The organism is Bacillus sp. PK3-067 (genome assembly GCF_056738645.1).
Genome location: NZ_CP096490.1, coordinates 4243021 through 4268372, shown reverse-complemented (window position 1 = coordinate 4268372; position 25352 = coordinate 4243021). Strand labels below are relative to the sequence as shown.

Sequence of the window (25352 nt, the reverse complement as noted above, 5' to 3'; positions counted from 1 at the left end):
TAGTAAGCGCTTTCTTGTTGTTTGAAATGTACGTTTTTATAGGTTAGAAATTTAATTATATAGTCTTCTAAATGAGGATGTGTTTAACTAATCAAGTTTATGCTGCTAGTTCATGTGGGATAGGGAATATACATATGGTATATGGAGTTACTGAACATTATATAAGTGGAGGCTGAAGTATATGAAGGGGGTTATTTTAGCTGGAGGAAAAGGAAGGCGCCTTAGACCATTAACATGTAATACTCCAAAGCCGATGTTACCATTATTAGAAAAACCAGTTTTAGAATATAATATTGAGTTATTACGCCAGCATGGTATTCGTGAAATTGCAATTACTGTTCAATATATGAGTACGACCATTAAGCAATATTTTGGTGACGGTAGTAAATGGGGAGTTAACTTGTATTATTTTGAAGACTCTCCTCCGCTTGGCACAGCAGGGAGTATTAAACAAGCAGAACAATTTTTAGATGAAACATTTGTTGTGATAAGCGGGGATGCATTAACTGACTTTCAATTATCAGAAGGAATTAGGTTTCATGAACAAAAGAAAAGAATGGTAACAATGTTTGTGAAAGAAATAGAAAATCCACTCTCATTTGGATTGGTTGTAATGAATAAAGACCAGGAGGTTACACGATATATAGAAAAGCCGGGCTGGAATGAGGTAGTATCTAATGTTGTGAATACAGGCATATATATTATGGAGCCAGAAGTCTTTTCTTACATACCGCCTAGGCAATTTTTTGATTTCAGTCATGATGTGTTTCCGTTATTGGCAAACAAAAATGTGTTATTCGCATATTTGTCAGAAGGTTATTGGTTAGATATCGGCACATTTAATCAATATCGACAAGCACAATTTGATTTGTTAACGAAAAAGTTACAAGTACCTATTCCTTATACAGAAGTATTACCGATGGTATGGATGGGAGAAGGGGTGACGATTGGTAAAGGGACGAAAATTCATGGCCCCTCTTTTATTGGAGAAGGAGCAAAGATTGGTACAGGAGCTGTAATTGAGCCATATTCTATTATTGGGAAAAATAGTATCGTTTCAAATTATTCTCATCTTCAAAAAAGTATTGTTTTTGCAAATGCCCACATTGGGAAGTATTGTGAACTATTAGAAACGACAATAGGAGAGCGTACAATAGTTGAAGATGATGTTACACTGTTTCAAAAAAGTGTTGTAGCGGATCACTGTCACATCGGAAGAAGTACGGTAATTAAGCAAAAAGGAAAACTATGGCCTTATAAGGCGATTGATAGTCATTCGATAGTAGGAGCGGCTGGTATTCAAGAGAGTGAAATGAGTGCAGGGTGGTTACAAAAAAGCCGCATTGTAGGAAGAGGGAATGTTGAAATTACTCCCCAGTTTATCGTGAAGATTGCGATGGCGTATGGTTCTCTTTTTAAAAAAGGAGAAAGTATATTAATTGGAAGTCAAGAAAATATAGAAACAACCTCTTATAAAAATTTATTTTTACATGCTATTCATGGTATAGGGATTCATACGATGGAATGTAAAGAAATGAACGAGTCACTTTTTCAATATAGTGTTCATCATTTGCAATGTGCAGGTGGGGTTTTCATTCAAGTGGAGAATGAGAATGAGATTGTTATAAAGTTGTATGGTCAAGCTGGCATGCCGTTAACGTATAAGCAGCAAAAAGAGATAGAACAAGTATATATGTCCGAATTGTTTTATTACGTGCATGAGAAAGAGATGGGGCGAAATAAGCTGGTTCATGTTTCTATGAATGAGTATATAGAAGTTATATTGGGGCATATTGATATCGAGAAAATACAGATGCAGAAGTTTCATCTTCTTATTAATAAGAGAAATGATACGTTGCAACATTTACTTATGCTCTTTCTGCAAAGACTTGGTTGTACAGTTACATGGATTTATGCAAGCGAACAAAAAGATCATGTGAAAGCTTTGATGAAATCAAGTAAAGCGAATATGGCTCTTATGTTTTCTGAGCAAGGAAATCATTTCGAGTTATACGATAAACATAGTAATATTTACCAAGGTACAGATTTGGAAGAGGTCGATATTCCAGATTTCTTACTCGAATCGACAGGAAATATTTACCCAATGTCTTTGAAGTTAGGAGAATGTTATCTTCTATTTTATACGCAGGATGAAAGAAAGTCGTTTCAAGTAAGGTGGAAGCGAGATATTTTATATCGGATTGGAAAATTATTCGAGCTAATAGCATTGCAAGGAAAAACGTTTCTCAGCATAGTAGAGCAATCACCTCCGCTCTATTTACTTTATGATGAAGTGGTATGTTCATGGAATGAAAAAGGGGAAATTATGAGGAAATTATTGGATGATATAGAAAGGAAGGGAGAAGGTATATTTGAAGGAGTACAGTTCAAATATACTGAAAAAGAGTGGTCTTATATCGTTTCTGACACAAAACAACCAAAATTTTTGGTGTATTCACATGCTAGAAACCCAGTAATAGCAAGGGAAAATATGAAAAATCTTATAGAAAAAATTAGACAATATCAAAAGGTGTAGAATTTTTATTTTAAAAGTGGTATTATAGTATAGTCTGATTTAAGTTATTAGTACTGGAGGGAAATAAGAATGCGTGTGAATATTACTCTAGCATGTACAGAATGCGGAGATCGTAACTATATCTCAAAGAAAAATAAACGTAACAACGCTGAGCGTATCGAGCTTAAAAAGTATTGCAAGCGTGACAAGAAGTCTACGTTACACCGTGAAACAAAGTAAGCAGTAGGAATATTTTCCTACTGTTTCTTTTTTTATTCGATTCCTATGTTAAAAGTGATACACTATCAGCATAGAGTAAAGTGTCACTGTAAGGGGGAGAATGTGTGAAAGCAGAGAAAGTACGTTTACGTAAACAAATAATAGAACACATGAATTCTTTATCAGAAGAACAGTATACAACTTTATCAGAACAGATTGCATTTTCGTTGTATGCGCAAAAAGAGTGGGTTGAAGCTAAAACAATTGGAATTACTCTTTCAATGGAAAATGAAGTGAATACATATCCTATTATCGAAAAAGCTTGGGAAGAAGGAAAGAAAGTTGTAGTTCCTAAGTGTAATAAAGGAACTAGAACGATGTCCTTCCGGCAAATTAATAATTTTGATCAATTAGAAACGGTGTATATGAATTTACGTGAACCGATTCCCGGGCTTACGGAAGAAGTGAATATGGATGAAATTGATCTTCAAATTGTCCCAGGCGTAGCTTATACAGAACGAGGAGAGCGAATTGGGTACGGCGGTGGCTATTATGATCGTTATCTCGTGCATTATAAAGGGAAAACGCTGTCATTAGCGTATGATTTTCAAATGGTAAAACACATTCCAGTAGAGCCATTTGATAAAAACATAGAAAAAATTATTACAGAAAAAGGAACACTGCTTATAAATAAGCTTGTATAGACAAATAAAAATTGACGAGACTTTTTCTTCTTGATTATAATAAAATATGTGAACGTTTTCTTATTATAATTTTTTATAGTAAGTGAGCATAGAGGGTGATGAAATGGTATCTATTTATGATATTCAGCAATTGCTAAAGAAATTTGGTACGATTATTTATACGGGAGATCGAATTGCAGATTTACAATTAATGCAAGATGAATTGCGTGAATTAAATCAATCACAGCTAATCGATCCACAAGACTATCAAACAGCTTTATTTTTATTGAAGCAAGAAATTCAAAAAGAGCTAAATAAGAATTAGATAAAGGTAGGTAAGCAACATGGAAGAGAAATGGTTAGTTGGTGTTGACCTTGGTGGTACAACGATTAAATTAGCATTTATTAATGTATACGGTGAAATTTTACATAAGTGGGAAATCCCTACGAATACAGGTGAGCAAGGAAAACATATTACACTTGATGTTGCGAAAGCAATTGATAAAAAGCTAGAAGAATTAGGCGAATTGAAGAGCAAATTAATTGGTATTGGTATGGGAGCTCCTGGTCCTGTACATGTGGCGTCTGGAATGATTTATGAAGCGGTTAATTTAGGATGGAAAAACTATCCGCTAAAAGATTTATTAGAAGTAGAAACAGGATTACCTGTTGTTATTGATAATGATGCGAACTTAGCAGCGCTTGGTGAAATGTGGAAAGGTGCTGGTGAAGGTGCAAAAGATTTAATCTGTATGACACTTGGTACGGGCGTTGGTGGTGGTGTAATCGCCAATGGTGAGATTGTACACGGCGTGAGTGGTGCTGCTGGTGAGATTGGACATATTACAGTCGTTACAGAAAATGCTTTCCCATGTAATTGCGGGAAGTCTGGTTGCTTAGAAACAGTAGCATCTGCGACAGGTATTGTACGTGTTGCTATGCAAAAAATACAAGAGACTAATAAAGAGAGCGTGTTGCGTTCTATGTTAGCTGAAGAAGGACGTATTACATCAAAAGATGTCTTTGAAGCACTTGGACAAGGTGATGAATTAGCAGGTGAAGTAGTAGAAAAAGTAGCTTCTTATTTAGGATTAGCTGTAGCGAACCTTTCTAGTACATTGAACCCAGAGAAAATTGTTATTGGTGGAGGCGTGTCTAAAGCTGGAGATGCGCTATTAGAACCAATTCAACGCTATTTCGAGCAATACGCTTTCTCACGTGCTGTAAAGAGCACGAAGTTAGCTATTGCAACACTTGGTAATGATGCAGGTGTTATCGGAGGAGCTTGGCTTGTAAAAAAGCACAAATACGAAGCGAAGATGATATAAGTTGTGAAATATGAAAAGAGGAAGGGGGAACCCTTCCTCTTTTTGTGTAAAATCTCGATGAAGAATAAAGTGTAAACGAATTAAGCTGCTGGTGGATACCCGTTATATAGAACAGTCATGATCGTAAACCATCCGAAAACGAGTACAGTTGCAATTGCAAAGCCGCTCGCGAAAAAGTTTTTTTCACGAAGTGTTCTAAGCGTAGCAAATACAGCTAACAGAGTGACAAGTGTAAAAATAATAACAAGGCCCATACAATATCCTCCTCTGTCTACCCATTTCTTATTATGAGTTTTTGGAATATTTACTCTTTTATATTGTACATGTTTTAAAAATGATTGTCGAGATAGCATCCTTTCTTTTCCTCAGAGAAAGAAATGTTGTATCATTAAAAGTAAGTTTTTAATAACTGGAGGAGATTTTTATATGAAATGGATACAAATGCCGTTAGGCCCATTACAAACAAATGCTTATATTTTAATGAACGATCAAAAAGAGTGCATTATCTTTGACCCTGGTCATGAAGGTGAAAAGCTCGTTACATATTTACAAGAAGAACAATTAAAACCATTGGCTGTTTTATTAACACATGCTCACTTTGATCATATCGGTGCTGTTGATGCCGTAAGAGACGCTTTTTATATTCCTGTGTACGTACATAAAGAAGAAGCAGATTGGTTAGGAGATGCAACTGTAAACGGCTCTCAAATTTTTATGATGAACCGCAGTATTACAGCAAAACCAGCGGATCATATTATTGATGCAGAAGGTACATTAACAATTGGATCATTTAATTTTGAAGTTTTTGAGACACCAGGACATTCTCCAGGAAGTATTTCTTATTATAGTAAAGAAGCGAATGCTGTATTCTCAGGAGATGTATTGTTCCAAATGAGCATTGGAAGAACAGATTTGCCTGGTGGAAGTTTTGCTGAATTAATTGGAAGTATTGAAGAGAAATTATTTGTATTACCAGATGAAACAGCGGTGTTATGTGGACATGGTCCAGAAACAAGCATTGGCTTTGAAAAAGAAAATAATCCGTTTTTACAATAAGGAGTTATTATGGGAATGGAGCTTATTTTAAGAGAATGGATGGGGAAAGAAAAGGATTATTCAATTTCATATAGTACGTATATGAACCTTGTATTGTATACGGAGGGTCATGGATATTATATGAAAGAACGTGAAAAGATTGGAAGACAAGGGGATTTTTTTACAAGTAGCAATGTATCCTCTGTTTTTGCAAAAACTTTTGCTAAACTTTTTATTCGTCTTGTTGAAAATGGTGAAGTTGCTTCGAATATTTGTGAGGTTGGTGGGGGAACAGGGAAGTTTGCCTATGATGTTTTACAAGAATGGAAGCAATTATCTCCAAACACCTTTATTAATTTAAACTATTCAATGATTGAAGTGAGCCCTTTTCATAGGAAATTACAGCAGGAGCAACTTGGCTCATTTTCTAATGTATCGTACTATACCTCCTATAGTGAAATGGGAGATTCTTTCGAGGGAATTCTTTTTTCGAATGAGTTGTTTGATGCATTTCCTGTTGAAGTAATTGAGAAAAGAAATGGTATATTGTATGAAGTACGTATTACATATACAGAGGAAGGAAACCTTTCAGAAGTATGTAGGCCGTTAAATAAAAGAATTGGTCGCTATTTATTGAAATATAATATTTATATTGCTGAAGGGCAACGTTTTGAAGTACCAATTGTTATGGAGGAGTATATAAAAGAAATTTCGAAATGGTTTCAAAAAGGTATATGTATTACAGTTGATTACGGATACACAAAAGAAGAATGGATGCATCCAGCACACCGCGAAGGAAGTTTGCGAGGATATTATCAGCATAAGCTAATGCGTAACCCACTAGCGCATCCAGGTGAAATGGATCTTACTACTCATGTTCATTGGGACGAGCTAAAGGAGATCTTTAGTATGCAAGGAATGAGTGCAGTATGGCATAAGAAACAATCTGAGTTCTTGTTAGCTGCAGGGATATTAGAACAGCTTACGAGCCATCAAGATACGAATCCTTTTTCTGAAACGCAAAAACAAAATCGAGCAGTTCGTTCTATGATTTTAAATGGAGGAGTAGGGAGTTCGTTTGATGTTGTTATACATACAAAAGATATGCAACATTTACATTTGGATCAGTATGTAACAATATAAAAAACAAGACACAGTATATACTGTGTCTTGTTTTTTAATACGACTTATGTAGTATTATATATTTCCTCTCATGATATATATTTATATTAAAGATATGAGATAAAAAATATAGAATACGTTCTTTTTCTGCGATTATTAGTCCCTAACCTAATAATACACGAACGAGTTGAATGATTGTTTCATTCTCTACTTTGTAATAAATTTCCAATCCTTTTCTTTCACTAGAAACGATTTTAGCGCTTTTTAATTTTGCTAAATGCTGTGAAATTGTAGATTGTGGCATGTTTAAGCCAGTATACATTGTAGAAACGTTGCTTGGACCGCGCTCGATTAATCCTTTTACGATACATAAACGAACAGGATGAGCTAGCACTTTTAATAATTCTGCATTACTTTCATATAGTTCTAATTCTTTTTGAAAGGTTTCTAACATGTTCTTTTCCACCTCCGTGTGAGCTATTATACCATACTATACATACCAAAAATTTAAAGAAAAGAAAATAGTTGTTGCAGAAAAAAAGTCCTAAAGTAAAGAAATTGTAAGAAAAGAGACCCGGATGTAAATAAAATAGGTAAATTAGCATGTTTTTGTAAAATGACATTTTTGGGTGAAAATTTCGATGCGTTTTAAAAATTGAAAGATATAGATATATTTGTAACACAATTTTATCATGATTTTCTTATTCTTTCAAATGAATATACGAAATTTTTAAAATAATATGACAAAGGAATTATAATGATATATATAGAATATAAAACAGGTTAAAAGAAAAGAAGCTGAATGTCATTCGCTTCTTTATGGTGATAATGAAATATTTGATTACGGCTGATAAATCTTAGGATGATCAAGTCATTAGTCATTTATTCTAAAATTCATCTTTTAGCAACGTTAAAAATCTGTGATTCCATATGTTCTCATAAAAATCAATTGTCTCTTTTGCGGACATAAAAGGATTATTCAACGTAGAGGTTGTTTTCTGTCCCATAAAGTTTTCGTATCCTAGCCCGTGGGCAAACTTAATCGTTGCATCCATACAGTACTCTGTTTGGGCGCCACAAAATTCAATGCGATTTACAGATAATTGATCTAAAATTTCTTTTAAGTTTGTTTTATAAAATGAATTTGCATGTGTTTTTCTTACAAAAAAATCTTGTTCTTGAACATCTAGATCGGTATGAATAGCCCAAAGTTCTTTCTCGGGTACTAAATCATCATCACAATGTTGAACAAAAAGGATTGGTTTATTTAATTTTCTATATGAATAAATTCTTTTATTTACTTTTTTTAGTAAGTTCTGTAAATCAAATAAATGCTCCTCGCTATAACATACGCCATTTTGTAAATCGATAACGATTAAAATATCTGCACAAGTATCCATTATTTTCACCCCTTTTTATTTCTTAATATATCAATTAATCCATTATTTAGAAATAGATGATATACTTTTATTTTTTATGGACTATAAGAAAAGAAGAAATTCAAATGAATATAGCTAAACCGCATAAAAAGAAGATATGAAAACCTAATCTCATATCTTCTTTTTCTCTATGCATTTACAGGTTCTTCTACATAAGAAAGGGCATTTTCAAAATCGGATATTAAATCGTTAACATTTTCAAGACCGACTGATAACCGAAGTAATGAATTAGATATTCCTCTTTTATCACGAGCTTCTTGCGACAGTGCTGCATGTGACATTTTTGCTGGATAAGAAAGAATTGACTCTACAGCTCCTAAACTAACTGCAAAAACAGGCAATTTTACTTTTGATAAAAATTTGCGGAGTGCATCTTCTGACTGCAAAGTAAACGATAAGACCGCTCCAGCTGATGTTGCTTGAGATTGTTGAATATCAAATCCGAGATGAGTTTGTAATCCCGGATAATAGACATTTTTTACTTTAGAGTGCTCTTGTAAATAATGTGCGATTTTATTGGCATTTTTAGCTGAATGTTCGAGGCGTACATGCAATGTTTTTAGACCGCGAAGTACGAGAGAACAATCTTGAGGTCCTAAAATAGCACCGAATGCATTTTGTAAAAATCCAAGCTTTTGAGCGAGTTCTGAATCTTTTACTACTGCTAATCCGGCAGTAACATCACTATGACCAGCAATAAATTTTGTAGCACTATGAAGAACGACATCAGCTCCAAGTTCAAGTGGTTTTTGGAATAGTGGTGTCAAAAATGTATTATCAACAAAAGTAAGAGCCCCAATAGATTTTGCGAGTTTAGAAACCTCGCGAATATCTGTCACTTTTAAAAGTGGGTTAGAAGGTGTTTCTACATAAAAGAGCTTTGTATTTGGTTTAATGTTTTGTTTTATTTCTTCTAAATTGGTCATATCAACAAATGTATGTGAAACACCGTAACGGGAGAGTACCTCAGTTATCACTCGGTAAGTGCCTCCGTACACATCTTCTGAAATGAGTACGTGATCACCTTGTGAAAGAAGGAGGAATGCAGTGGAAATCGCTGCAATGCCTGATGCAAAGGCGAATCCTTTTGTTCCGCCTTCTAATAAAGCAATGATATCTTCAAGAGCTTCACGAGTTGGGTTTCCTGACCTGCTATAGTCATATTTTCCGAACGTATCTACATCAAACTGGTGAAAAGTTGATGTGTTATAAATAGGAACGTTCACAGCGCCTGTTTGCGAGTCGTGTTTATATTGGTTGTGTAGTAAGAGTGTATCTATAGAATAGCTCATATTCTTACACCTTCTTTTACGAGTTTAATTGCTTGCTTTAAGTCTTGAATTAAATCGTTACTATTTTCAATGCCAACTGAGAATCGAAGAAGACGATTGCATACGCCGTTTGCTGTTCTAATTTCTTCAGGAATATCAGCATGTGTTTGCGTTGCTGGATAAGTCATTAAACTTTCTACACCACCAAGACTTTCGGCAAATGTAATTAAGGATAAAGATTGTAAGAATGGATTAATCCAAGCTTCATCTTTAAGGCGGAATGAGATCATGCCACCTCTTCCTGGATAAAATACATCTGTCACCCCGTCTTCATCATTTAAATACGCAACAACTGCTTTCGCATTTTCTTCATGTTGCCTCATGCGAAGCGCTAACGTTTTCATACCGCGAATTAATAACCATGAGTCAAATGGGCTTAAAACTGCACCTGATGCATTATGATAATGAGCGATTTCCTCGCAAAGTTCCTTTCCTTTTGCAACGACAAGCCCGCTTAGTACATCGTTATGTCCCCCTAAATATTTCGTTGCGCTATGAAGTACAATGTCAGCACCTTCTGTTAATGGTTGCTGTATATAAGGTGTGTAGAAAGTGTTGTCTACAATAAGGAGTAGTCCGTTCCTTTTCGCTACAGTTGCGACAGCAGCAATATCAGTAACTTGCATTAATGGATTAGTTGGAGTTTCTATGAAAATAGCCTTCGTTTCAGTTGTGATAGCTTGCTCAATTTGTTTAATAGACTGTGTATTTACGTATCTACATCGAACATTCCACTTTTTTTCATGCTCAGAAAATAATCGATACGTTCCCCCGTATAAATCTTCAGATACAATAAGTTCGTCTCCAGAGCGGAATAGAGAAAGGACGAGGAGAACAGCCGCCATCCCTGAACTACAGGCATAACCTTGTTCGCCATATTCTAAGTCTGCGATCGCCTGTTCTAAAAGACCTCGAGTTGGATTGCCAGTTCGTGAATAGTCAAAGCCAGTAGATTTACCAATTCCTTCGTGACGATAAGCGGTTGAGAAATAAACTGGTGGATTAACCGTTCCGGTTGTAGTTTCACTGCGATTTCCGATTTGTGCTAGTTTTGTTTCGATTGTTGACATATGAAAATTCCTCCTTTTTAAATTGAAACATTAAGTGAATATAAAATAAAAAAAGCCTTCTAAGAAGAAGGCTTTCGGTTTGAATAGAGTCTTCTTCTCATCTGTCAAATCTTTCACAATTTGCTGGAATTAGCACCTTATTAACAAAATGTTAATGGTTGCTGAGGCGTCACAGGGCCAGTCCCTCTACCTCTCTAGATAAGAATGTTCGTATGAAATTTTTATTATGTTTTTAACTTTACAATAAAATATAACTGAATTGCAACTTTATTTTAAATAATTTTTATTTTTCCGCAAGTGTCATTGACTTTTACTTTTGTGCATGCTAAATTTATTAAAAAATTAACAAACATTGTTAAAAGGGGAACGCATTTCCTTTTAGCTACATAAATAAAATAATAAAGACAACTCTTATTGAGAGCGGTGGAGGGAAAGGCCCTGTGAAACCCGGCAACCTTCAAACGAAATGTTTGAAACGGTGCTAATACCTGCAAAACGAATGTTTTGCATAATAAGAGGAGGAACGATTATGTCCCCCTCTTCAAAGTGAAGAGGGGGTTTTTATATTGATAGAAATGAGGGAGAGTCGTGAAATTACTAGATTTATTATCAAAAGGAATTGTAATAGGTGATGGTGCGGTTGGGACGTTATTGCATTCACATGGTTTGCAAAGTAGCTTTGAAGAATTGAATGTATCTGATCCAGACTTAATTATATCGATTCATAAACAATATGTAGCTGCTGGAGCAGATGTAATTCAAACGAATACGTATGGAGCAAATGAGGCGAAATTACGTATGTATGGTTTAGAAAATCAAGTTACAGAAATTAATAGAGCGGCAGTAAAACTAGCGAAAGCATCTGTGACAGATAAAAATGCAATTTTAGGAACAATTGGTGGTATGAAACATATCGGAGCTGTTACAACGACTGATATGGAAAGAGAGTTTATGTTACTTGAACAGGCAGGGGCTTTACTAGAAGAACAGGTTGATGGATTACTATTAGAAACTTTTTACGATGAATTTGAATTACTTCATGCCGTTAAAGTATTGCGTAAGCAAACGAATATTCCAATTGTTGCGCAATTAGCGTTACATGAAGCAGGTACGACTCAAAATGGAAATGATGTCAATGAAATATTAAAGCAACTTATAGATTACGGTGCAAATGTTGTTGGATTGAATTGTCAACTAGGGCCGCTTCATATGACGGAAGCTTTCAAAATGATATCGATTCCTCAAAATGGCTATTTATCAGCATACCCAAATGCAGGCCTCCCGAATTATGTGGATGGACGTTACGTATATGAGGGAAGTCCAGCTTATTTTGAAGCGATGACACCGAGATTTATTGAGCAAGGTATTCGGTTATTGGGTGGTTGTTGTGGTACGACTCCAGAACATATTCAAAGTATGAAGCGCGCTGTTGCGAATATTACCCCTGTAATAGAAAAAGACACGATTCAAAGGCCGAAAGTCGTTCATACGCATGAGAAACGTTCGAAGGCTCACGTCACTCTAGCAGAGAAAGCGAAAAAACAAACAACAGTTGTAGTGGAATTAGATCCACCGAAAACGTTAGATACACAGCGTTTTTTTGAAGGAGCAAGAGCGTTAAAAAGAGCGGGAGCAGATGCTATTACTCTAGCAGATAATTCATTAGCATCGCCTCGTGTTTCTAATATGGCGATGGGTGCGTTATTAACGAAGCATGATATCCCAGTATTGACGCATTTAACGTGTAGAGATCATAACGTCATTGGACTACAATCTCATTTGTTAGGTTTATCGGCGTTAGGGATGGAAGAAGTGTTAGCTTTAACTGGTGATCCAGCGCGCGTTGGTGATTTTCCCGGTGCCACTTCTGTATATGATTTATCCTCTATTGAGCTTATTAAAATGATTAAAGAAATGAACGATGGACGTTCAATTTTAGGGAAATCAATTGGACCGGCGACAAGGTTTTCTGTAGGCGGCGCATTTAATCCTCACGTGAGGCACTTAAAAGCAGCGGTTAAGCGAATGGAACGAAAAATAGATGCTGGAGCGGAGTATTTTTTAACTCAGCCAATTTACGATATCAAGTTAATTGAAGAAGTGTATGAAGCGACAAAGCATTTGGAACAACCTATTTTTATTGGAATTATGCCGTTAGTAAGTAAGCGGAATGCAGATTTTCTTCATTTTGAGGTGCCGGGTATTACTCTTCCTGAAGAAATAAGAGAGAGAATGGATGGACATGAAACGAAAGAGGCAGCAATTGAGGAAGGGATCCGCATTTCACAAGAATTGGTCGACGCAGCGATGAAATATTTTAATGGTATTTATCTTATTACACCATTTTTAAAGTATGAAATTACAGAACATCTTGTTAAATATGTAAGAGAAAAGCAAGAAGTGAAAGAAGGTATTAATTGATGAAGTGTATAGAAGAAAAATTAAAAAATAGCATTTTAATATTAGATGGTGCAATGGGGACAATGATTCAGCAAGAGGATTTAACTGCTGAAGATTTCGGAGGAGAAGAGTACGAGGGCTGTAATGAATATTTAGTGGAAACAAGACCAGACGTTATTTTAAAGATTCATAAAGCTTATATTGAAGCTGGAGCGGATATTATTGAAACAAATACATTTGGGGCAACGAATATTGTACTAAGTGATTATGATCTGTCTCATTTAGATGAAGAACTAAATGAAAAGGCAGCACTTTTGGCGAAGCAAGCTGTTAAAGAAAGCGGGAAGGAAGTATATGTTGCGGGAGCGATGGGACCAACAACGAAAGCAATTAGTGTTACAGGTGGTGTGACTTTTGAAGAATTGATTGAGGCTTATACAAGGCAGGCACGAGGATTATTAAAAGGAGCAGTTGATGTATTACTCGTTGAGACGAGTCAAGATATGCGTAACGTGAAAGCAGCTTATATTGGAATTCAAGCCGCTTTTGAAGAACTGAAAAAAACGGTTCCTATTATGATTTCAGGAACGATTGAGCCAATGGGAACGACTCTGGCTGGGCAAACAATTGAAGCTTTTTATTTATCAGTAGAACATATGAAACCATTATCTGTTGGGTTAAACTGTGCGACTGGTCCGGAGTTTATGAGGGACCATATTCGTTCACTATCTGATTTATCGGAGTGTTACATTTCTTGTTATCCAAATGCAGGTCTTCCTGATGAAGATGGACATTACCATGAATCTCCATCTTCTCTTGCTGAAAAGGTGAAGCGATTTGCTGAAGAAGGATGGGTTAATATTATTGGTGGTTGTTGTGGCACGACACCAGAACATATAAAAGCAATGAAATCCGCGCTAGCATCTCTTAGGCCTCGTGACCATCATGAGAGAGAAGGACATGGAATTAGTGGATTAGAAGCACTGCAATATGATGAGTCTATGAGACCGTTATTTGTAGGTGAAAGAACGAATGTTATTGGGTCACGTAAATTTAAACGCTTAGTAGCAGAAGGGAAATTTGAAGAGGCTGCTGAAGTGGCAAGAGCGCAAGTGAAGAAAAATGCTCATATTATTGACATTTGTATGGCAGATCCTGATCGCGATGAAATAGAAGATATGGAAAACTTCTTAGCAGAAGTTACGAAAGTTTTAAAAGTACCGATTATGATTGATTCAACAGATGAAAATGTGATGGAGCGAGCTCTTACTTATATTCAAGGAAAAGCTGTTATTAATTCAATTAATTTAGAAGATGGAGAAGAACGATTTAAAAAAGTGACACCGCTTCTTCAAAAGTATGGTGCCGCTATAGTTGTAGGAACAATTGATGAAGACGGTATGGCGGTTAGTGCGGAACGAAAGATAGAAATTGCGAAAAGAAGCTATGAATTACTTACAAAGAAGTATGGGATACGCCCGTCAGATATTATTTTTGATGCACTTGTGTTTCCAGTAGGGACAGGTGATGAAGAATATATTGGCTCAGCGGCAGCGACTATAGAAGGAATTCGCCTTATTAAAGAAGCGTTACCAGAGTGTTTAACGATTTTAGGTGTAAGTAACATATCATTTGGTTTACCACCGGCTGGACGTGAAGTATTAAATTCAGTCTTTTTATATCATGCTACGAAAGCAGGATTAGATTACGCGATTGTGAATACGGAAAAATTAGAACGCTATGCGTCGATTCCAGAGGAAGAAAAACGCCTTGCAGATGCATTACTGTTTGAAACGACGAAAGAGACGTTAGAAGAATTTACAAACTTTTACCGAGTTGCTAAAAAGAAAGATGTCGTTGTGCAAGAAACGTTAACGCTTGATGAAAGACTAGCAAATTATATTGTAGAAGGTACGAAACAAGGATTACACGAGGATTTAAGTCTTGCACTTGAAGAAGGAAGAAAACCTCTTGATATTATTAACGGTCCGCTTATGACAGGGATGGACGAGGTAGGACGACTATTTAATAATAATGAACTTATTGTTGCTGAAGTATTGCAAAGTGCCGAAAGTATGAAAGCCGCTGTAAGCTATTTAGAGCCACATATGGAATCTAGTGATAGTGCGAAAAAAGGGAAAGTATTGTTAGCAACTGTAAAAGGTGACGTGCATGATATTGGGAAAAATCTCGTTGAAATTATTTTAGCGAATAACGGATATGAGATTATTAATTTAGGAATTAATGTACGTTCGGATCGAATTGTTCAAGAAGTACAAGAAAAGAAGCCGGACATTATAGGCCTTTCAGGTTTATTAGTAAAATCAGCTCAACAAATGGTAACGACTGCTGAAGATTTAAAAGCGGCAAATATTGATGTGCCCATTGTTGTAGGTGGTGCAGCGTTAACGAGAAAGTTTACAGATAATCGGATTTCACCATCATATAAAGGACTCGTTTGTTATGCGAGTGATGCGATGACGGGGCTCGATATTATTAATAAGCTTCAAAAAGAAGAAGAGCGTGAGAAGATGAAGCAGGATAAAAAAGAACGTCATCTTCATATCGTAAAAAAAGAGGAGAAGAAAGTAGAAATTCCAGCAGTAATTGAGCCATTACCAAAATCAGAGGTTATGGTGCCTGATTCAACAAAACGAATTGTATTACGAGATGTTCCCGCCCTTCATCTCGCACCATTTCTGAATAGACAAATGCTACTTGGGCATCACCTTGGATTAAAAGGAAATGTGAAGAAGCTTTTGAAAGAGGGAGATAAGAGAGCACATGAATTAAATGATTTAATAGATGAATTATTGCAGGAAGGACAATCTTGGTTAAAGCCGAAAGCAGTGTATCAATTTTTCCCAGCGCAAAGCGACGGACAAAACATTGTAATATATGATCCAGAAGATCATACGCGTGTTATAGAGCGTTTCACATTCCCTAGACAAGGAAAGGCTCCCTATCGTACTTTAGGTGATTATTTGCGCCCAATAGGAGATGAGATGGACTATGTTGCTTTCTTATCTGTTACGGTTGGGGAAGGAGTTCGGGATATTGCTGAAGAGTGGAAGGCGAAAGGTGATTACCTACGTAGTCATGCCATTCAATCGTTAGCGCTTGAATTAGCGGAAGGACTTGCTGAAAAAACACATATGCTCATTCGTGACCGCTGGGGCATTCCGGACTCACCTGAACTGACGATGGAAGAACGTTTCCGTACGAAATATAGAGGAATACGAGTGTCATTTGGTTATCCGGCGTGTCCAGAACTTGCAGATCAAGAAAAGCTATTTCGCTTAATTCATCCAGAGGAAATAGGTATTTCATTAACAGAAGGATTCATGATGGAGCCAGAAGCGTCCGTAACGGCTATGGTATTTTCTCACCCTGAGGCAAGATATTTTAGTGTATTATAGTCTAGAAGGGGGAGACGTATGAAGAAAATAGTCTTTACAGGTGGCGGTTCGGCAGGACATGTAACACCTAATTTAGCCATTATCCCATATTTACAGGAAGACAACTGGGATATCTCTTATATTGGTTCTCACCAAGGTATTGAGAAAACGATTATAGAAAAGGAAGGCATTCCCTACTATAGTATTTCGAGTGGAAAGCTACGTCGTTATTTTGATTTAAAAAATATAAAAGATCCTTTTCTTGTAATGAAGGGTGTTATGGATGCGTATGTAAGAATTCGAAAACTAAAACCAGATGTGATTTTTTCAAAAGGCGGTTTCGTATCTGTACCAGTCGTAATTGGCGGATGGCTAAATAGAGTACCAGTTTTATTACATGAATCTGATATGACGCCAGGACTAGCAAATAAAATTGCGCTTCGTTTTGCTTCGAAAATATTTGTTACATTTGAAGAAGCAGCGAAACATTTACCGAAAGAAAAAGTAATATATACGGGGTCTCCTGTACGTGAAGAAGTGCTGAAGGGAAATCGTGAAAAAGGTTTAGCGTTTTTAGGTTTTTCACGTAAAAAGCCAGTTATTACGATTATGGGAGGCAGCTTGGGCGCGAAAAAAATTAATGATACGGCTCGAGAAGCATTACCAGAACTTCTTAAAAAGTATCAAATTGTTCACCTTTGCGGAAAAGGTAACCTTGATGAAAGTTTACAAAATAAAGAAGGATATAGACAATTTGAATATGTACATGGAGAGCTGCCAGATATATTAGCGGTAACAGATTTTGTTATTTCACGCGCGGGCTCCAACGCAATTTTTGAATTTTTAACATTACAAAAGCCGATGGTTTTAATTCCATTATCGAAATTTGCAAGCCGTGGAGATCAAATATTAAATGCAGAGTCCTTTGAAAGACAAGGATATGCCTCCGTATTATATGAAGAAGATGTAAATGTAAAATCTCTTATAAAGTATGTCGAAGAATTAAATCAAAATAATGAGAAGTATAAAACAGCACTAAAAAAATATAATGGAAAAGAAGCAATTAAAACAATCATTCAAAATATTTCAGAGGCATGATGAAATAATCATGCCTCTTTTAGTAGGGTGAAAGATTCCAAGAATTGATATTTTTATGTTACAATAAAGTGAAACTTTAATCAGTTGGGTGCATCCCACATCTAACTTCTTTACTGTTACTGAATTTTGAGGAGGGAGTCTTACTGCCCTCAAATAGCGGGATAACAAATGGGTTAATAGGGAAATTCCAATTAATGAGGCGTGAAAATACGAATGGATTAGGAGTGACTGTGTTGGAGCTAAGTCTCTATGAAAATACTGCACTTATTATATGCTTTGTGTTGTACGTTGGTAGTGTTATTGTTTATATTTCAAGGAAATTTTCGCAAGAAAGAGAGCTTGAAAAGTCGGAGATAACAGCTGAACTAGAAATGTTAGCTGATGAAAGTTATAAAAAACAAAAAATAAAAGAAGACCATGAAGCATCCCATCATTTAAACGCAAATAAGTTTTAAAGATGGGGATTTTTTTTGAAGTTGTTCTTTATTGTAGCTATAACAAATAACGCTAAAAAGGAGTTTCCCTATACATAATGAAGGAGTGTATATAAATGAATTTTTATATCGCCTCAGGTTTCCAAAATAAACATCTTGTACGTTCCGTAGCAAATGAACTGAAACATGCAGGATGGCACCATACATATGATTGGACCAAAAACGAAAAAGCAGCAAATGAAGAACAATTAAGAGAAATTGGTCAGGCAGAACAAAATGCTGTAAAAGAAGCGGATGTATTTTTACTTATATTAGATGGCGGAAATGGGAGCCATACAGAGTTTGGAATGGCGATTGCACTAGAGAAAACGATATATGTATATCATGCAGGAAGCCCGCTCCAAACAACGTTCTATCACTTGCCAGAAATAAATATTTTTGAAGGAGATGTAGCTGAGTTTGCATCTTATGTTATGAATCATATGAAATAATAGTAACTACCTAAAAGGTTATAAAAGTGATCTTTTGGGTACAGTGATGATAAGAAACGTATATAAAGGAGTACATAATATGAAATTAGAAAATGGATGGGAAACGAGCTTTTTAGAAGTCGTACAAAATAGTGAATTTAAGAAAGAGGCACTTCTTAGTCAATTGCTTTGTCAGGATAGTGAAGAAGTAGAAGAGCTTGTGGATGATTACGGCTACGAAGAACTTGTTGAACGTGAACATGATGATGAGTTAGCTGAAATCTTAGGAGAAGAACTTTTTAGTGAGATGGAACGCCAAGTATTCTTATCTTCAAACCCAGAAGAAAAATTGATTTCATTCGTCAATGGATTAGGTTTTCATGTGTTAGATTGGATCGTTCTTCTTGAAACAGAATTTGGCATTGATAGTGCAAACTTTACATCAGATGCTGTGAAGGTGTTAGAAAAGCGTTTCAGACAGTTTCCATACATAGAGGACAAGACAATTTTTGATATGACATTTGGAGAATCGATGGATGTATTAGAATCTGTTACAGGATTACAACTAAAGGAAAAGATGAACGTATAATGAAAAAAGAACGTGATTGGATCACGTTCTTTTTTTACATAATAATAATTTTATCATCTAGTTTTGTCTGCCCGGTAAGAAGTGCGTTTAAATATTCCACTTTTCTTATACAAGCTTGTATATGTCTTTCAATCTCTTGTAACTCTGCTTGGTGATGTGTTTCAATTGGATGAATTTGTACGTTGAATTTTTCAAATTGACTACTATATGTTATTTCTGCATAGCCGCTCATAATATCGGTTTCGTTATGAAATAAAAATTGCCTCGTTTTGTCACAGAATGATACATCCTGAAAGCCATATACTTTTAATGCTTCAATTACTTTTTTAATCATTTTTGTATTCATTTTTTAACCCTCTTTACGAAGTTCTACTTATATATTATAACATAAAAAATTACATAGAAAGCGCTTCCAAGTGTATTTTATTATAAACTTTACGTTTCAATCACAAAAATGAAACAAAGAAAAAATAATTGTAAAGAAGGAAGGACTCTTTTATTGTTTCGTCATATATATAGAGAAATAGTGCAATGAAAGGAAATTTTCCGAGGTGGAGATCGTATTTCCAATTTGAGCGCAGTAAAAGAGGTGAGAATTTTGAACTTTGATATTGTAGGACAAAAAGCATATATAAAAGATGGACCGCATCGGAACCGAATTGGAATTGTAAAGAAAAATGAGACAAAATTAGCATCGCAGTTTGCTATTGTAATTGGAGAACAAGTCATTGATGTAGAGCTAAAGGATATCGTGTTAGTTGGAGTAGACGTAGGACAATTTCATAAATGGTGCGAACAAAATGGTTATTTGTGAAAAGGACGGGCTGTGAGATAATGAAATATATTTGAGGAAAGAGGATATGTTATTGTATTCTCTTTTTCTATGTTTAAGGAGGCGAAAATGAAATATAAAGAACAGGAGTTTACGTTGGAGTTAAAAGAGAACATTCAATGTATGGAGAAGGAAATAGAGCGAATATCACTTAAACTGCATAAAGAGTATTCACATTTATACATAGAAAAACACATGGAATTAGATATGGGATTTGCAAGAGAAAAAGAGAATCCCTTTGAGGTGGGTTATTATTCATCAGTTGCTATAGCTATATTAGATGAAGAAAAAGAGCTGATTGGATTTCATAATATTCCAATTTGGAAATGTGAAAGAATCTTTTTAGGAATGCCAATTCAATCAAACATTTTGGGGAGTAAGAAAGTAGGGGAACTCGCTGATGAATCTTGTTATGAGATTGGGGAAGAGTTAAAAGAGCAACTAGAAGAATACTTAGAGTGATAATTCTCAAGATAAAATCTATAAAGAGGGGACGGAATAAAAAAGACGCTAACAATTGTATGTTAGCGTCTTTTTTCATTATGAAGCAATTTCACCAGTTTTTGTATCATCTTGATTGTACGTATCTTGATCTAATTCACCAAGCCATTTACTTGAAATAAGACCTGCTGTCATAGAGCCACTTACGTTAAGAGCTGTACGCCCCATATCGATTAATGGCTCAACCGAGATAACTAGAGCAACAATACCGATTGGTAAGTTCATTGTAGATAGTACGATTAAAGCTGCGAATGTTGCGCCGCCACCAACTCCGGCAACACCGAATGAGCTAATAGCAACAACAGCGATTAAAGTTAAAATAAATTGTGGTTGTAATGGATCAATTCCTACAGTTGGAGCGACCATCATTGCAAGCATTGCTGGATAAATACCTGCGCAACCGTTTTGTCCGATAGATACCCCAAATGAAGCTGCGAAGTTTGCAATTCCTTCGGAAATACCAAGCTTTTCTTTTTGCGCTTCAATATTTAATGGCATCGCACCAGCACTAGAGCGAGATGTGAATGCAAATGTTAATACAGGGAACACCTTTTTTAAATATTGAATTGGATTTAAACCAGATAGCGCAATTAATAATAAGTGGATAACGAACATTACGATAAGTGCTACGTAAGACGCTAACACGAAGTTGCCAAGTTTTAAAATAGCATTTATGTCGCTACCAGCAACTGTTTTTGCCATAAGAGCTAATACGCCGTATGGAGTAAGGCGTAAAATTAATGTTACCATACGCATTACGATTGCATATACAGCATCAAGCATCTTCTTAAATAGCTCTGCTTGTTCTGGATATTTTCGTTTTACACCTATAAAGGCAATGCCGATAAAGGCTGCAAATATTACGACAGAAATTGTTGATGTTGGACGAGCGCCTGTTAAATCAAGAAACGGATTTGTAGGTAATAGCTCTAATAATTTATCTGGAATTGTTGTCTTTTCAATAGAAGTAAATCTTTCTTCAACTAGTTTCAGTCGAGCAGATTCTGCATCACCTTGTTGTAGGCCGGTTGCAGATACATCAAATCCTGCACTTGCAGCGATACCGACAGCTGCAGCGATTCCTGTAGTAAGAATTAAAATACCGATAATAAGGCCACTAATTTTACCAAGGTTTTTCGTTAACTGTAATTTTGTAAATGCTGAAATAATAGATACTAAAATAAGTGGCATAACGATCATTTGAAGTAATTTTACATAACCGTTACCGATTAAGCCAAACCAAGTATTTGATTCAATAATTACTTTAGAAGTTGGCTCATAAATAAATTGTAATATAAGACCGAATAAAATTCCGACTCCTAAAGCGGTAAATACACGTTTATTAAAAGATACATGCTTACGTTGCATATAATATAATACGCCAACTAAGATGAGCATGACTGCAACGTTAATTCCGACAAGCAGTGTATTCATGTTGATTCCCCCTAATTCCAATCTGTTATATAGAATATAAGGTAATAAAACCTATAAGTCAACTAGGAAATTCCGGAATTAAAAAAAAGATGGCAAAATGCCATCTTTTAATGTCCAGCCCCAGGCACAAGTAAGAATGTCGTGTAGTATGTAAATCCTATGAAGAAAACAGTTAAATATGCCCCAAATACGTATATATACATACGCTCTGTTAATTTTAAATAGCTTAAAAGTACGAAGAAACCTGTTTGTCCTAAAAATAGTAGTGCGGCCGGTTGCATATCCCCTACGTAAAACATAACCGAGAAAATTCCAGTCCAAAAGCCGAGAACGCGAAACATGCGCTCCATGCCATCTCCCTCCTTTTCTAAAAAAAGTAAACCTCACCTCATTATAGTTTATTTTTCTTACTATTGTAAATATTCGTTCATATAAAAAGAAGCCAATTATTATTGGCTTCTTTTTATATGAAAAATTAAATTGTTAGTTTATAATTACAAGATTTACATCCATCTAATAGACTATCATTTCGAGTTAATTCCATGTTAGGGAATAGGATTTCAAAAATCCCTTTCATCATATCTCCGTGCATGTTACAAATTTCAGTTGGATGATGAACAGCAACTTCTTTAAATGGACAATTGTGTACATCATAGAAAATTTTTGTTCCATCTGCACTTAATTCAAATGCAGGTGATAAGCCAGCTGTTGAGAAAGCTTCTTTTGCAATTTGAACTTTTTGTTCCACTGTTAAAGCATCTTCACTCACATTTAAACGTTGCATATGTTGTTGCATTAATTCAGCTCCGAATTGTTTTCCTGTTTCGTATAGCGCTTTCTCACCAGCAGCACCAAGACTAAGTAAAGAATTAAATGCGATTCTTGCTAACAATTGATAATCACGGAATGGAAATTGTAATTGGATAACATCTTCAGATAAGACATACAATCTGCTCGGTCGTCCGCCTTTTCCAGTTTTCTTCGTTTCCGATTTTAGCATATGAACATCTTCTAATTTAGATAAATGTAAACGCGCTACGTTTGGATGAATGTCAAACTCATCTGCAATTTCTTGTACCGTTACGTAACTATGTTTTTGCGAAATATATTTATAAATGTAATAACGAGTTGGGTCAGATAATACACCTGTAATTTTTAAAGCTTGTTCCATGAGGATCTCCACCTTTATCACTTTATCCAAGATAATAACATTATAATACAGATAAACATGAGTATAGGTAATTTCAGACAATAATTCGGAAATTGTTCATAATTTCACAAACATATTTTTCCTTTTTCCTCTATTGAAAATACAAAAGTCCAAATTTTTATTGCGCATGTTTTCATGCTATATACATAGTGAGGAGGGAAAAGTGATGAATGGGATTGAAATTTTTGCGAATGCAATTTTAAAAGAAGCGTGTAGGGTACAAGCGTCAGATTTACATATTGTGCCCCGGCAGAAGGATGTAGCGGTGCAACTACGTATAGGAAAAGATTTAATGACGAGACAGTGTATTGAAAAGGAGTTTGGAGAAAAACTTGTCTCACATTTCAAATTTTTAGCATCTATGGACATAGGCGAGAAACGGAAGCCACAGAATGGTTCGTTGTATTTGCAAATTGATGGACAAGAAGTGTATTTACGCCTTTCAACACTTCCAACAGTATATCAAGAAAGTCTCGTTATTCGCCTTCATTTACAAGCATCTGTTCAGCCCTTATCACATCTTTCGTTATTTCCAAGTACGGCAGCAAAACTACTCTCGTTTTTACGCTATTCACAGGGGCTACTTGTGTTTACTGGACCGACTGGATCTGGGAAGACGACGACAATGTATGCATTATTAGAGGTAATTAGAAAAAAGAAAACACGTCGCATCATTACACTTGAAGATCCGGTTGAAAAAAGAAGTGACGATGTATTACAAATTCAAATAAATGAAAAAGCGGGTCTCACATATGAAACAGGATTAAAGGCTATTTTACGTCATGATCCAGATATTATTTTAGTCGGTGAAATCCGCGATGAAGAAACAGCAAAAATAGCTATAAGAGCAAGTTTGACAGGACATTTAGTAATGACAACACTGCATACGAATGATGCGAAAGGAGCAATCATTCGCTTCATGGATTATGGTATAACGAGGCAAGAGATTGAACAGTCTTTATTGGCTGTAGCTGCACAGCGACTTGTCGAATTGAAGTGTCCGTTTTGCAGAGGAAAGTGCTCAACTTTATGTAAATCAATGAGGCAAGTAAGGCAGGCTAGCATATATGAGCTACTATATGGATATGAGTTAAAACAAGCGCTTAAAGAAGCTGGTGGAGAATGTGTTACTTACAAACATGAGACTTTAGAATCGTCAATACGAAAAGGATATGCTTTAGGTTTTTTAGAAGAAGATGTTTATGTTTAAGAAAACATGGAGTTTAAGTGATCAAGTAGTATTGTTGAAACGTTTAGGAGAATTATTAGAAAAAGGCTACTCTCTTTTACAAGCATTAGAATTTTTACAGTTTCAATTACCTGTAGAAAAGAAAGTACAATTGCAGCGCATGATTGAGGGGTTAAAAGATGGGAAAAGTCTACACGATTCTTTTCATCAGTTAAAGTTTCATCAGGACATGTTAAGTTATTTATTTTATGCCGAGCAACATGGTGATATTTCTTTTGCTTTGCAACAAGGAAGTGCACTTCTTTATAAGAAAGATAAGTATAGGAGAGACATGATGAAAATAATGCAGTATCCTATGTTTTTGATGTTTTTTCTACTAATCATGCTCTTTATTTTTAAACTCATTTTATTACCTCAGGTTGAAATGGTTTATAGTTCGTTCGGTTCTAATACACCACTACTTACAGAACAAATTTTAAGTGCAATAAAACTGCTACCTTACATTATTTTAACCGCTATTTTAACTGTTATTATTGGAGGTATTTTATACATGTTGTATTTTAGGAAACTTCCACATATTAGACAGGTAAAAATTATGCTTCGTATTCCCCTCATCAAAACATTTCTTATTTTAAAGCATTCACATTATTTTGCTACTCAGTTGAGTGGTTTATTAAATGGTGGACTATCAGTATGTGAAGCTTTAACAATAATGATGGAGCAAAGATATCATCCGTTCTTTAAATATGAAGCGAGCCGGATTGAAAGACAATTAATTGGAGGAGAACAGTTACAATCTATCATTGCTAAAAGTGGGTATTACGAGAAAGAACTTTCTTATGTTATTACGCATGGACAAGCAAACGGCAATTTAGGGATTGAATTAGGTGACTATAGCGATCTTATTATGGAAAAGATGGAACGGAAAATTAAACATATGTTAGTTATCATTCAGCCTATTTTATTTACATGTATTGGAGGAATCGTTGTCCTTATGTACTTAGCGATGATTATGCCGATGTTTCAAATGATGAATTCTATTTAGGGGGCATTTG

Annotated in this window: 26 protein-coding genes and 2 riboswitches; of the genes, 17 read left to right on the top strand and 9 right to left on the bottom strand. The window is 35.5% G+C overall.

Going from position 1 to position 25352, the window contains the following annotated elements:
* Nucleotides 1–181: 181 nt before the first annotated feature.
* The 5 genes from M1D73_RS21960 to glcK all read left to right on the top strand — a co-directional run bounded on the left by M1D73_RS21960 (nucleotide 182) and on the right by glcK (nucleotide 4745).
* Nucleotides 182–2536 carry a sugar phosphate nucleotidyltransferase gene (locus M1D73_RS21960; protein WP_121868073.1) on the top strand — a complete coding sequence of 785 codons (2355 nt, stop codon included), beginning with the start codon at nucleotides 182–184 and terminating at the stop codon, nucleotides 2534–2536.
* Nucleotides 2537–2605: 69 nt separating this feature from the next.
* On the top strand, nucleotides 2606–2755 hold the full coding sequence (rpmG, locus tag M1D73_RS21955; RefSeq protein ID WP_001265616.1) for a 50S ribosomal protein L33: 150 nt from the start codon (nucleotides 2606–2608) through the stop codon (nucleotides 2753–2755).
* A 104-nt stretch (nucleotides 2756–2859) separates the two neighbouring features.
* A complete protein-coding gene (locus M1D73_RS21950; RefSeq protein WP_000642750.1) occupies nucleotides 2860–3438 on the top strand; it encodes a 5-formyltetrahydrofolate cyclo-ligase in 579 nt (192 codons plus the stop codon).
* A 103-nt stretch (nucleotides 3439–3541) separates the two neighbouring features.
* Nucleotides 3542–3742, top strand: coding sequence for a YqgQ family protein (locus tag M1D73_RS21945; RefSeq protein ID WP_000253699.1), 201 nt, complete (start codon nucleotides 3542–3544; stop codon nucleotides 3740–3742).
* A 19-nt stretch (nucleotides 3743–3761) separates the two neighbouring features.
* Entirely contained in the window at nucleotides 3762–4745 is a 984-nt protein-coding gene (gene glcK, locus M1D73_RS21940; protein ID WP_000391704.1) for a glucokinase, read from the top strand.
* Between the two features lie 80 nt (nucleotides 4746–4825).
* On the opposite strand, the gene M1D73_RS21935 is transcribed toward glcK, so the two are convergent.
* Nucleotides 4826–4999 carry a DUF2759 domain-containing protein gene (locus tag M1D73_RS21935; protein ID WP_000524852.1) on the bottom strand — a complete coding sequence of 58 codons (174 nt, stop codon included), beginning with the start codon at nucleotides 4997–4999 and terminating at the stop codon, nucleotides 4826–4828.
* Nucleotides 5000–5171: 172 nt separating this feature from the next.
* On the opposite strand from M1D73_RS21935, the gene M1D73_RS21930 reads away from it, so the two are divergent.
* Nucleotides 5172–5801 (top strand): MBL fold metallo-hydrolase, encoded by a 630-nt coding sequence (locus M1D73_RS21930; RefSeq protein ID WP_000871231.1) that lies wholly within the window; start codon nucleotides 5172–5174, stop codon nucleotides 5799–5801.
* Nucleotides 5802–5810: 9 nt separating this feature from the next.
* Entirely contained in the window at nucleotides 5811–6923 is a 1113-nt protein-coding gene (locus M1D73_RS21925; RefSeq protein WP_000525154.1) for a class I SAM-dependent methyltransferase, read from the top strand.
* 142 nt (nucleotides 6924–7065) lie between these two features.
* On the opposite strand, the gene M1D73_RS21920 is transcribed toward M1D73_RS21925, so the two are convergent.
* The 4 genes from M1D73_RS21920 to metI all read right to left on the bottom strand — a co-directional run bounded on the left by M1D73_RS21920 (nucleotide 7066) and on the right by metI (nucleotide 10742).
* Nucleotides 7066–7356, bottom strand: a complete 291-nt coding sequence (locus tag M1D73_RS21920) for an ArsR/SmtB family transcription factor (RefSeq protein WP_000894377.1) — start codon at nucleotides 7354–7356, stop codon at nucleotides 7066–7068.
* A gap of 433 nt (nucleotides 7357–7789) precedes the next feature.
* The gene (locus M1D73_RS21915; protein ID WP_000379156.1) at nucleotides 7790–8302 is read right to left on the bottom strand and encodes a cysteine hydrolase family protein; all 513 of its coding nucleotides are present in this window, start codon (nucleotides 8300–8302) and stop codon (nucleotides 7790–7792) included.
* Between the two features lie 167 nt (nucleotides 8303–8469).
* Nucleotides 8470–9633 (bottom strand): cystathionine beta-lyase, encoded by a 1164-nt coding sequence (gene metC / locus M1D73_RS21910; protein ID WP_000122299.1) that lies wholly within the window; start codon nucleotides 9631–9633, stop codon nucleotides 8470–8472.
* Entirely contained in the window at nucleotides 9630–10742 is a 1113-nt protein-coding gene (gene metI / locus M1D73_RS21905; RefSeq protein ID WP_000103897.1) for a cystathionine gamma-synthase/O-acetylhomoserine thiolyase, read from the bottom strand. The genes metC and metI overlap by 4 nt, the downstream gene beginning before the upstream one ends.
* A 94-nt stretch (nucleotides 10743–10836) precedes the next feature.
* Nucleotides 10837–10947: riboswitch (SAM riboswitch) on the bottom strand.
* Between the two features lie 203 nt (nucleotides 10948–11150).
* Nucleotides 11151–11260: riboswitch (SAM riboswitch) on the top strand.
* Nucleotides 11261–11330: 70 nt separating this feature from the next.
* Here metI and M1D73_RS21900 point away from each other — a divergent pair.
* The 6 genes from M1D73_RS21900 (at nucleotide 11331) to M1D73_RS21875 (ending at nucleotide 19131) form a co-directional block, all read left to right on the top strand.
* Nucleotides 11331–13163, top strand: a complete 1833-nt coding sequence (locus tag M1D73_RS21900; protein ID WP_000770352.1) for a bifunctional homocysteine S-methyltransferase/methylenetetrahydrofolate reductase — start codon at nucleotides 11331–11333, stop codon at nucleotides 13161–13163.
* A complete protein-coding gene (metH, locus tag M1D73_RS21895; protein WP_000649674.1) occupies nucleotides 13163–16561 on the top strand; it encodes a methionine synthase in 3399 nt (1132 codons plus the stop codon). Before M1D73_RS21900 ends, metH begins: the two co-directional genes overlap by 1 nt.
* Nucleotides 16562–16579: 18 nt before the next feature.
* Nucleotides 16580–17638, top strand: a complete 1059-nt coding sequence (gene murG / locus M1D73_RS21890; RefSeq protein WP_000724776.1) for an undecaprenyldiphospho-muramoylpentapeptide beta-N-acetylglucosaminyltransferase — start codon at nucleotides 16580–16582, stop codon at nucleotides 17636–17638.
* Nucleotides 17639–17832: 194 nt separating this feature from the next.
* Nucleotides 17833–18093, top strand: a complete 261-nt coding sequence (locus tag M1D73_RS21885) for a DUF3966 domain-containing protein (protein WP_001250699.1) — start codon at nucleotides 17833–17835, stop codon at nucleotides 18091–18093.
* A gap of 95 nt (nucleotides 18094–18188) precedes the next feature.
* Entirely contained in the window at nucleotides 18189–18563 is a 375-nt protein-coding gene (locus M1D73_RS21880; RefSeq protein ID WP_001012342.1) for a nucleoside 2-deoxyribosyltransferase, read from the top strand.
* Nucleotides 18564–18642: 79 nt separating this feature from the next.
* Nucleotides 18643–19131: a hypothetical protein gene (locus tag M1D73_RS21875; RefSeq protein ID WP_000764267.1), complete on the top strand. Its 489-nt coding sequence runs from the start codon at nucleotides 18643–18645 to the stop codon at nucleotides 19129–19131.
* Nucleotides 19132–19165: 34 nt separating this feature from the next.
* Here M1D73_RS21875 and M1D73_RS21870 read toward each other — a convergent pair whose 3' ends face one another.
* Nucleotides 19166–19477: a hypothetical protein gene (locus tag M1D73_RS21870; RefSeq protein ID WP_001093239.1), complete on the bottom strand. Its 312-nt coding sequence runs from the start codon at nucleotides 19475–19477 to the stop codon at nucleotides 19166–19168.
* Nucleotides 19478–19729: 252 nt separating this feature from the next.
* On the opposite strand from M1D73_RS21870, the gene M1D73_RS21865 reads away from it, so the two are divergent.
* The gene (locus tag M1D73_RS21865) at nucleotides 19730–19945 is read left to right on the top strand and encodes a DUF3912 family protein (RefSeq protein ID WP_001008327.1); all 216 of its coding nucleotides are present in this window, start codon (nucleotides 19730–19732) and stop codon (nucleotides 19943–19945) included.
* A gap of 87 nt (nucleotides 19946–20032) precedes the next feature.
* The gene (locus tag M1D73_RS21860; RefSeq protein ID WP_000875395.1) at nucleotides 20033–20425 is read left to right on the top strand and encodes a hypothetical protein; all 393 of its coding nucleotides are present in this window, start codon (nucleotides 20033–20035) and stop codon (nucleotides 20423–20425) included.
* A gap of 78 nt (nucleotides 20426–20503) precedes the next feature.
* Here M1D73_RS21860 and M1D73_RS21855 read toward each other — a convergent pair whose 3' ends face one another.
* The 3 genes from M1D73_RS21855 to M1D73_RS21845 all read right to left on the bottom strand — a co-directional run bounded on the left by M1D73_RS21855 (nucleotide 20504) and on the right by M1D73_RS21845 (nucleotide 23069).
* Complete coding sequence (locus M1D73_RS21855) at nucleotides 20504–21898, bottom strand: L-cystine transporter (RefSeq protein ID WP_001094345.1); 1395 nt, start codon at nucleotides 21896–21898, stop codon at nucleotides 20504–20506.
* Between the two features lie 107 nt (nucleotides 21899–22005).
* Nucleotides 22006–22248 (bottom strand): DUF2626 domain-containing protein, encoded by a 243-nt coding sequence (locus M1D73_RS21850; protein WP_000440716.1) that lies wholly within the window; start codon nucleotides 22246–22248, stop codon nucleotides 22006–22008.
* Nucleotides 22249–22373: 125 nt separating this feature from the next.
* Entirely contained in the window at nucleotides 22374–23069 is a 696-nt protein-coding gene (locus M1D73_RS21845) for a helix-turn-helix transcriptional regulator (RefSeq protein ID WP_000434125.1), read from the bottom strand.
* 205 nt (nucleotides 23070–23274) lie between these two features.
* On the opposite strand from M1D73_RS21845, the gene comGA reads away from it, so the two are divergent.
* Nucleotides 23275–24318, top strand: coding sequence for a competence type IV pilus ATPase ComGA (gene comGA / locus M1D73_RS21840; RefSeq protein ID WP_001013170.1), 1044 nt, complete (start codon nucleotides 23275–23277; stop codon nucleotides 24316–24318).
* The gene (comGB, locus tag M1D73_RS21835) at nucleotides 24311–25342 is read left to right on the top strand and encodes a competence type IV pilus assembly protein ComGB (protein WP_000475187.1); all 1032 of its coding nucleotides are present in this window, start codon (nucleotides 24311–24313) and stop codon (nucleotides 25340–25342) included. The genes comGA and comGB overlap by 8 nt, the downstream gene beginning before the upstream one ends.
* Nucleotides 25343–25352 lie beyond the last annotated feature (10 nt).

Coding starts and splice junctions, on each gene's coding strand:
- M1D73_RS21960 (WP_121868073.1), top strand. CDS start 182: ATGAAGGGGGTTATTTTAGCTGGAGGAAAAGGAAGGCGCCTTAGACCA.
- rpmG (WP_001265616.1), top strand. CDS start 2,606: ATGCGTGTGAATATTACTCTAGCATGTACAGAATGCGGAGATCGTAAC.
- M1D73_RS21945 (WP_000253699.1), top strand. CDS start 3,542: ATGGTATCTATTTATGATATTCAGCAATTGCTAAAGAAATTTGGTACG.
- glcK (WP_000391704.1), top strand. CDS start 3,762: ATGGAAGAGAAATGGTTAGTTGGTGTTGACCTTGGTGGTACAACGATT.
- M1D73_RS21935 (WP_000524852.1), bottom strand. CDS start 4,999: ATGGGCCTTGTTATTATTTTTACACTTGTCACTCTGTTAGCTGTATTT.
- M1D73_RS21930 (WP_000871231.1), top strand. CDS start 5,172: ATGAAATGGATACAAATGCCGTTAGGCCCATTACAAACAAATGCTTAT.
- M1D73_RS21925 (WP_000525154.1), top strand. CDS start 5,811: ATGGGAATGGAGCTTATTTTAAGAGAATGGATGGGGAAAGAAAAGGAT.
- M1D73_RS21920 (WP_000894377.1), bottom strand. CDS start 7,356: ATGTTAGAAACCTTTCAAAAAGAATTAGAACTATATGAAAGTAATGCA.
- M1D73_RS21915 (WP_000379156.1), bottom strand. CDS start 8,302: ATGGATACTTGTGCAGATATTTTAATCGTTATCGATTTACAAAATGGC.
- metC (WP_000122299.1), bottom strand. CDS start 9,633: ATGAGCTATTCTATAGATACACTCTTACTACACAACCAATATAAACAC.
- metI (WP_000103897.1), bottom strand. CDS start 10,742: ATGTCAACAATCGAAACAAAACTAGCACAAATCGGAAATCGCAGTGAA.
- metH (WP_000649674.1), top strand. CDS start 13,163: ATGAAGTGTATAGAAGAAAAATTAAAAAATAGCATTTTAATATTAGAT.
- murG (WP_000724776.1), top strand. CDS start 16,580: ATGAAGAAAATAGTCTTTACAGGTGGCGGTTCGGCAGGACATGTAACA.
- M1D73_RS21885 (WP_001250699.1), top strand. CDS start 17,833: ATGAGGCGTGAAAATACGAATGGATTAGGAGTGACTGTGTTGGAGCTA.
- M1D73_RS21880 (WP_001012342.1), top strand. CDS start 18,189: ATGAATTTTTATATCGCCTCAGGTTTCCAAAATAAACATCTTGTACGT.
- M1D73_RS21875 (WP_000764267.1), top strand. CDS start 18,643: ATGAAATTAGAAAATGGATGGGAAACGAGCTTTTTAGAAGTCGTACAA.
- M1D73_RS21870 (WP_001093239.1), bottom strand. CDS start 19,477: ATGAATACAAAAATGATTAAAAAAGTAATTGAAGCATTAAAAGTATAT.
- M1D73_RS21860 (WP_000875395.1), top strand. CDS start 20,033: ATGAAATATAAAGAACAGGAGTTTACGTTGGAGTTAAAAGAGAACATT.
- M1D73_RS21855 (WP_001094345.1), bottom strand. CDS start 21,898: ATGAATACACTGCTTGTCGGAATTAACGTTGCAGTCATGCTCATCTTA.
- M1D73_RS21850 (WP_000440716.1), bottom strand. CDS start 22,248: ATGGAGCGCATGTTTCGCGTTCTCGGCTTTTGGACTGGAATTTTCTCG.
- M1D73_RS21845 (WP_000434125.1), bottom strand. CDS start 23,069: ATGGAACAAGCTTTAAAAATTACAGGTGTATTATCTGACCCAACTCGT.
- comGA (WP_001013170.1), top strand. CDS start 23,275: ATGAATGGGATTGAAATTTTTGCGAATGCAATTTTAAAAGAAGCGTGT.
- comGB (WP_000475187.1), top strand. CDS start 24,311: ATGTTTAAGAAAACATGGAGTTTAAGTGATCAAGTAGTATTGTTGAAA.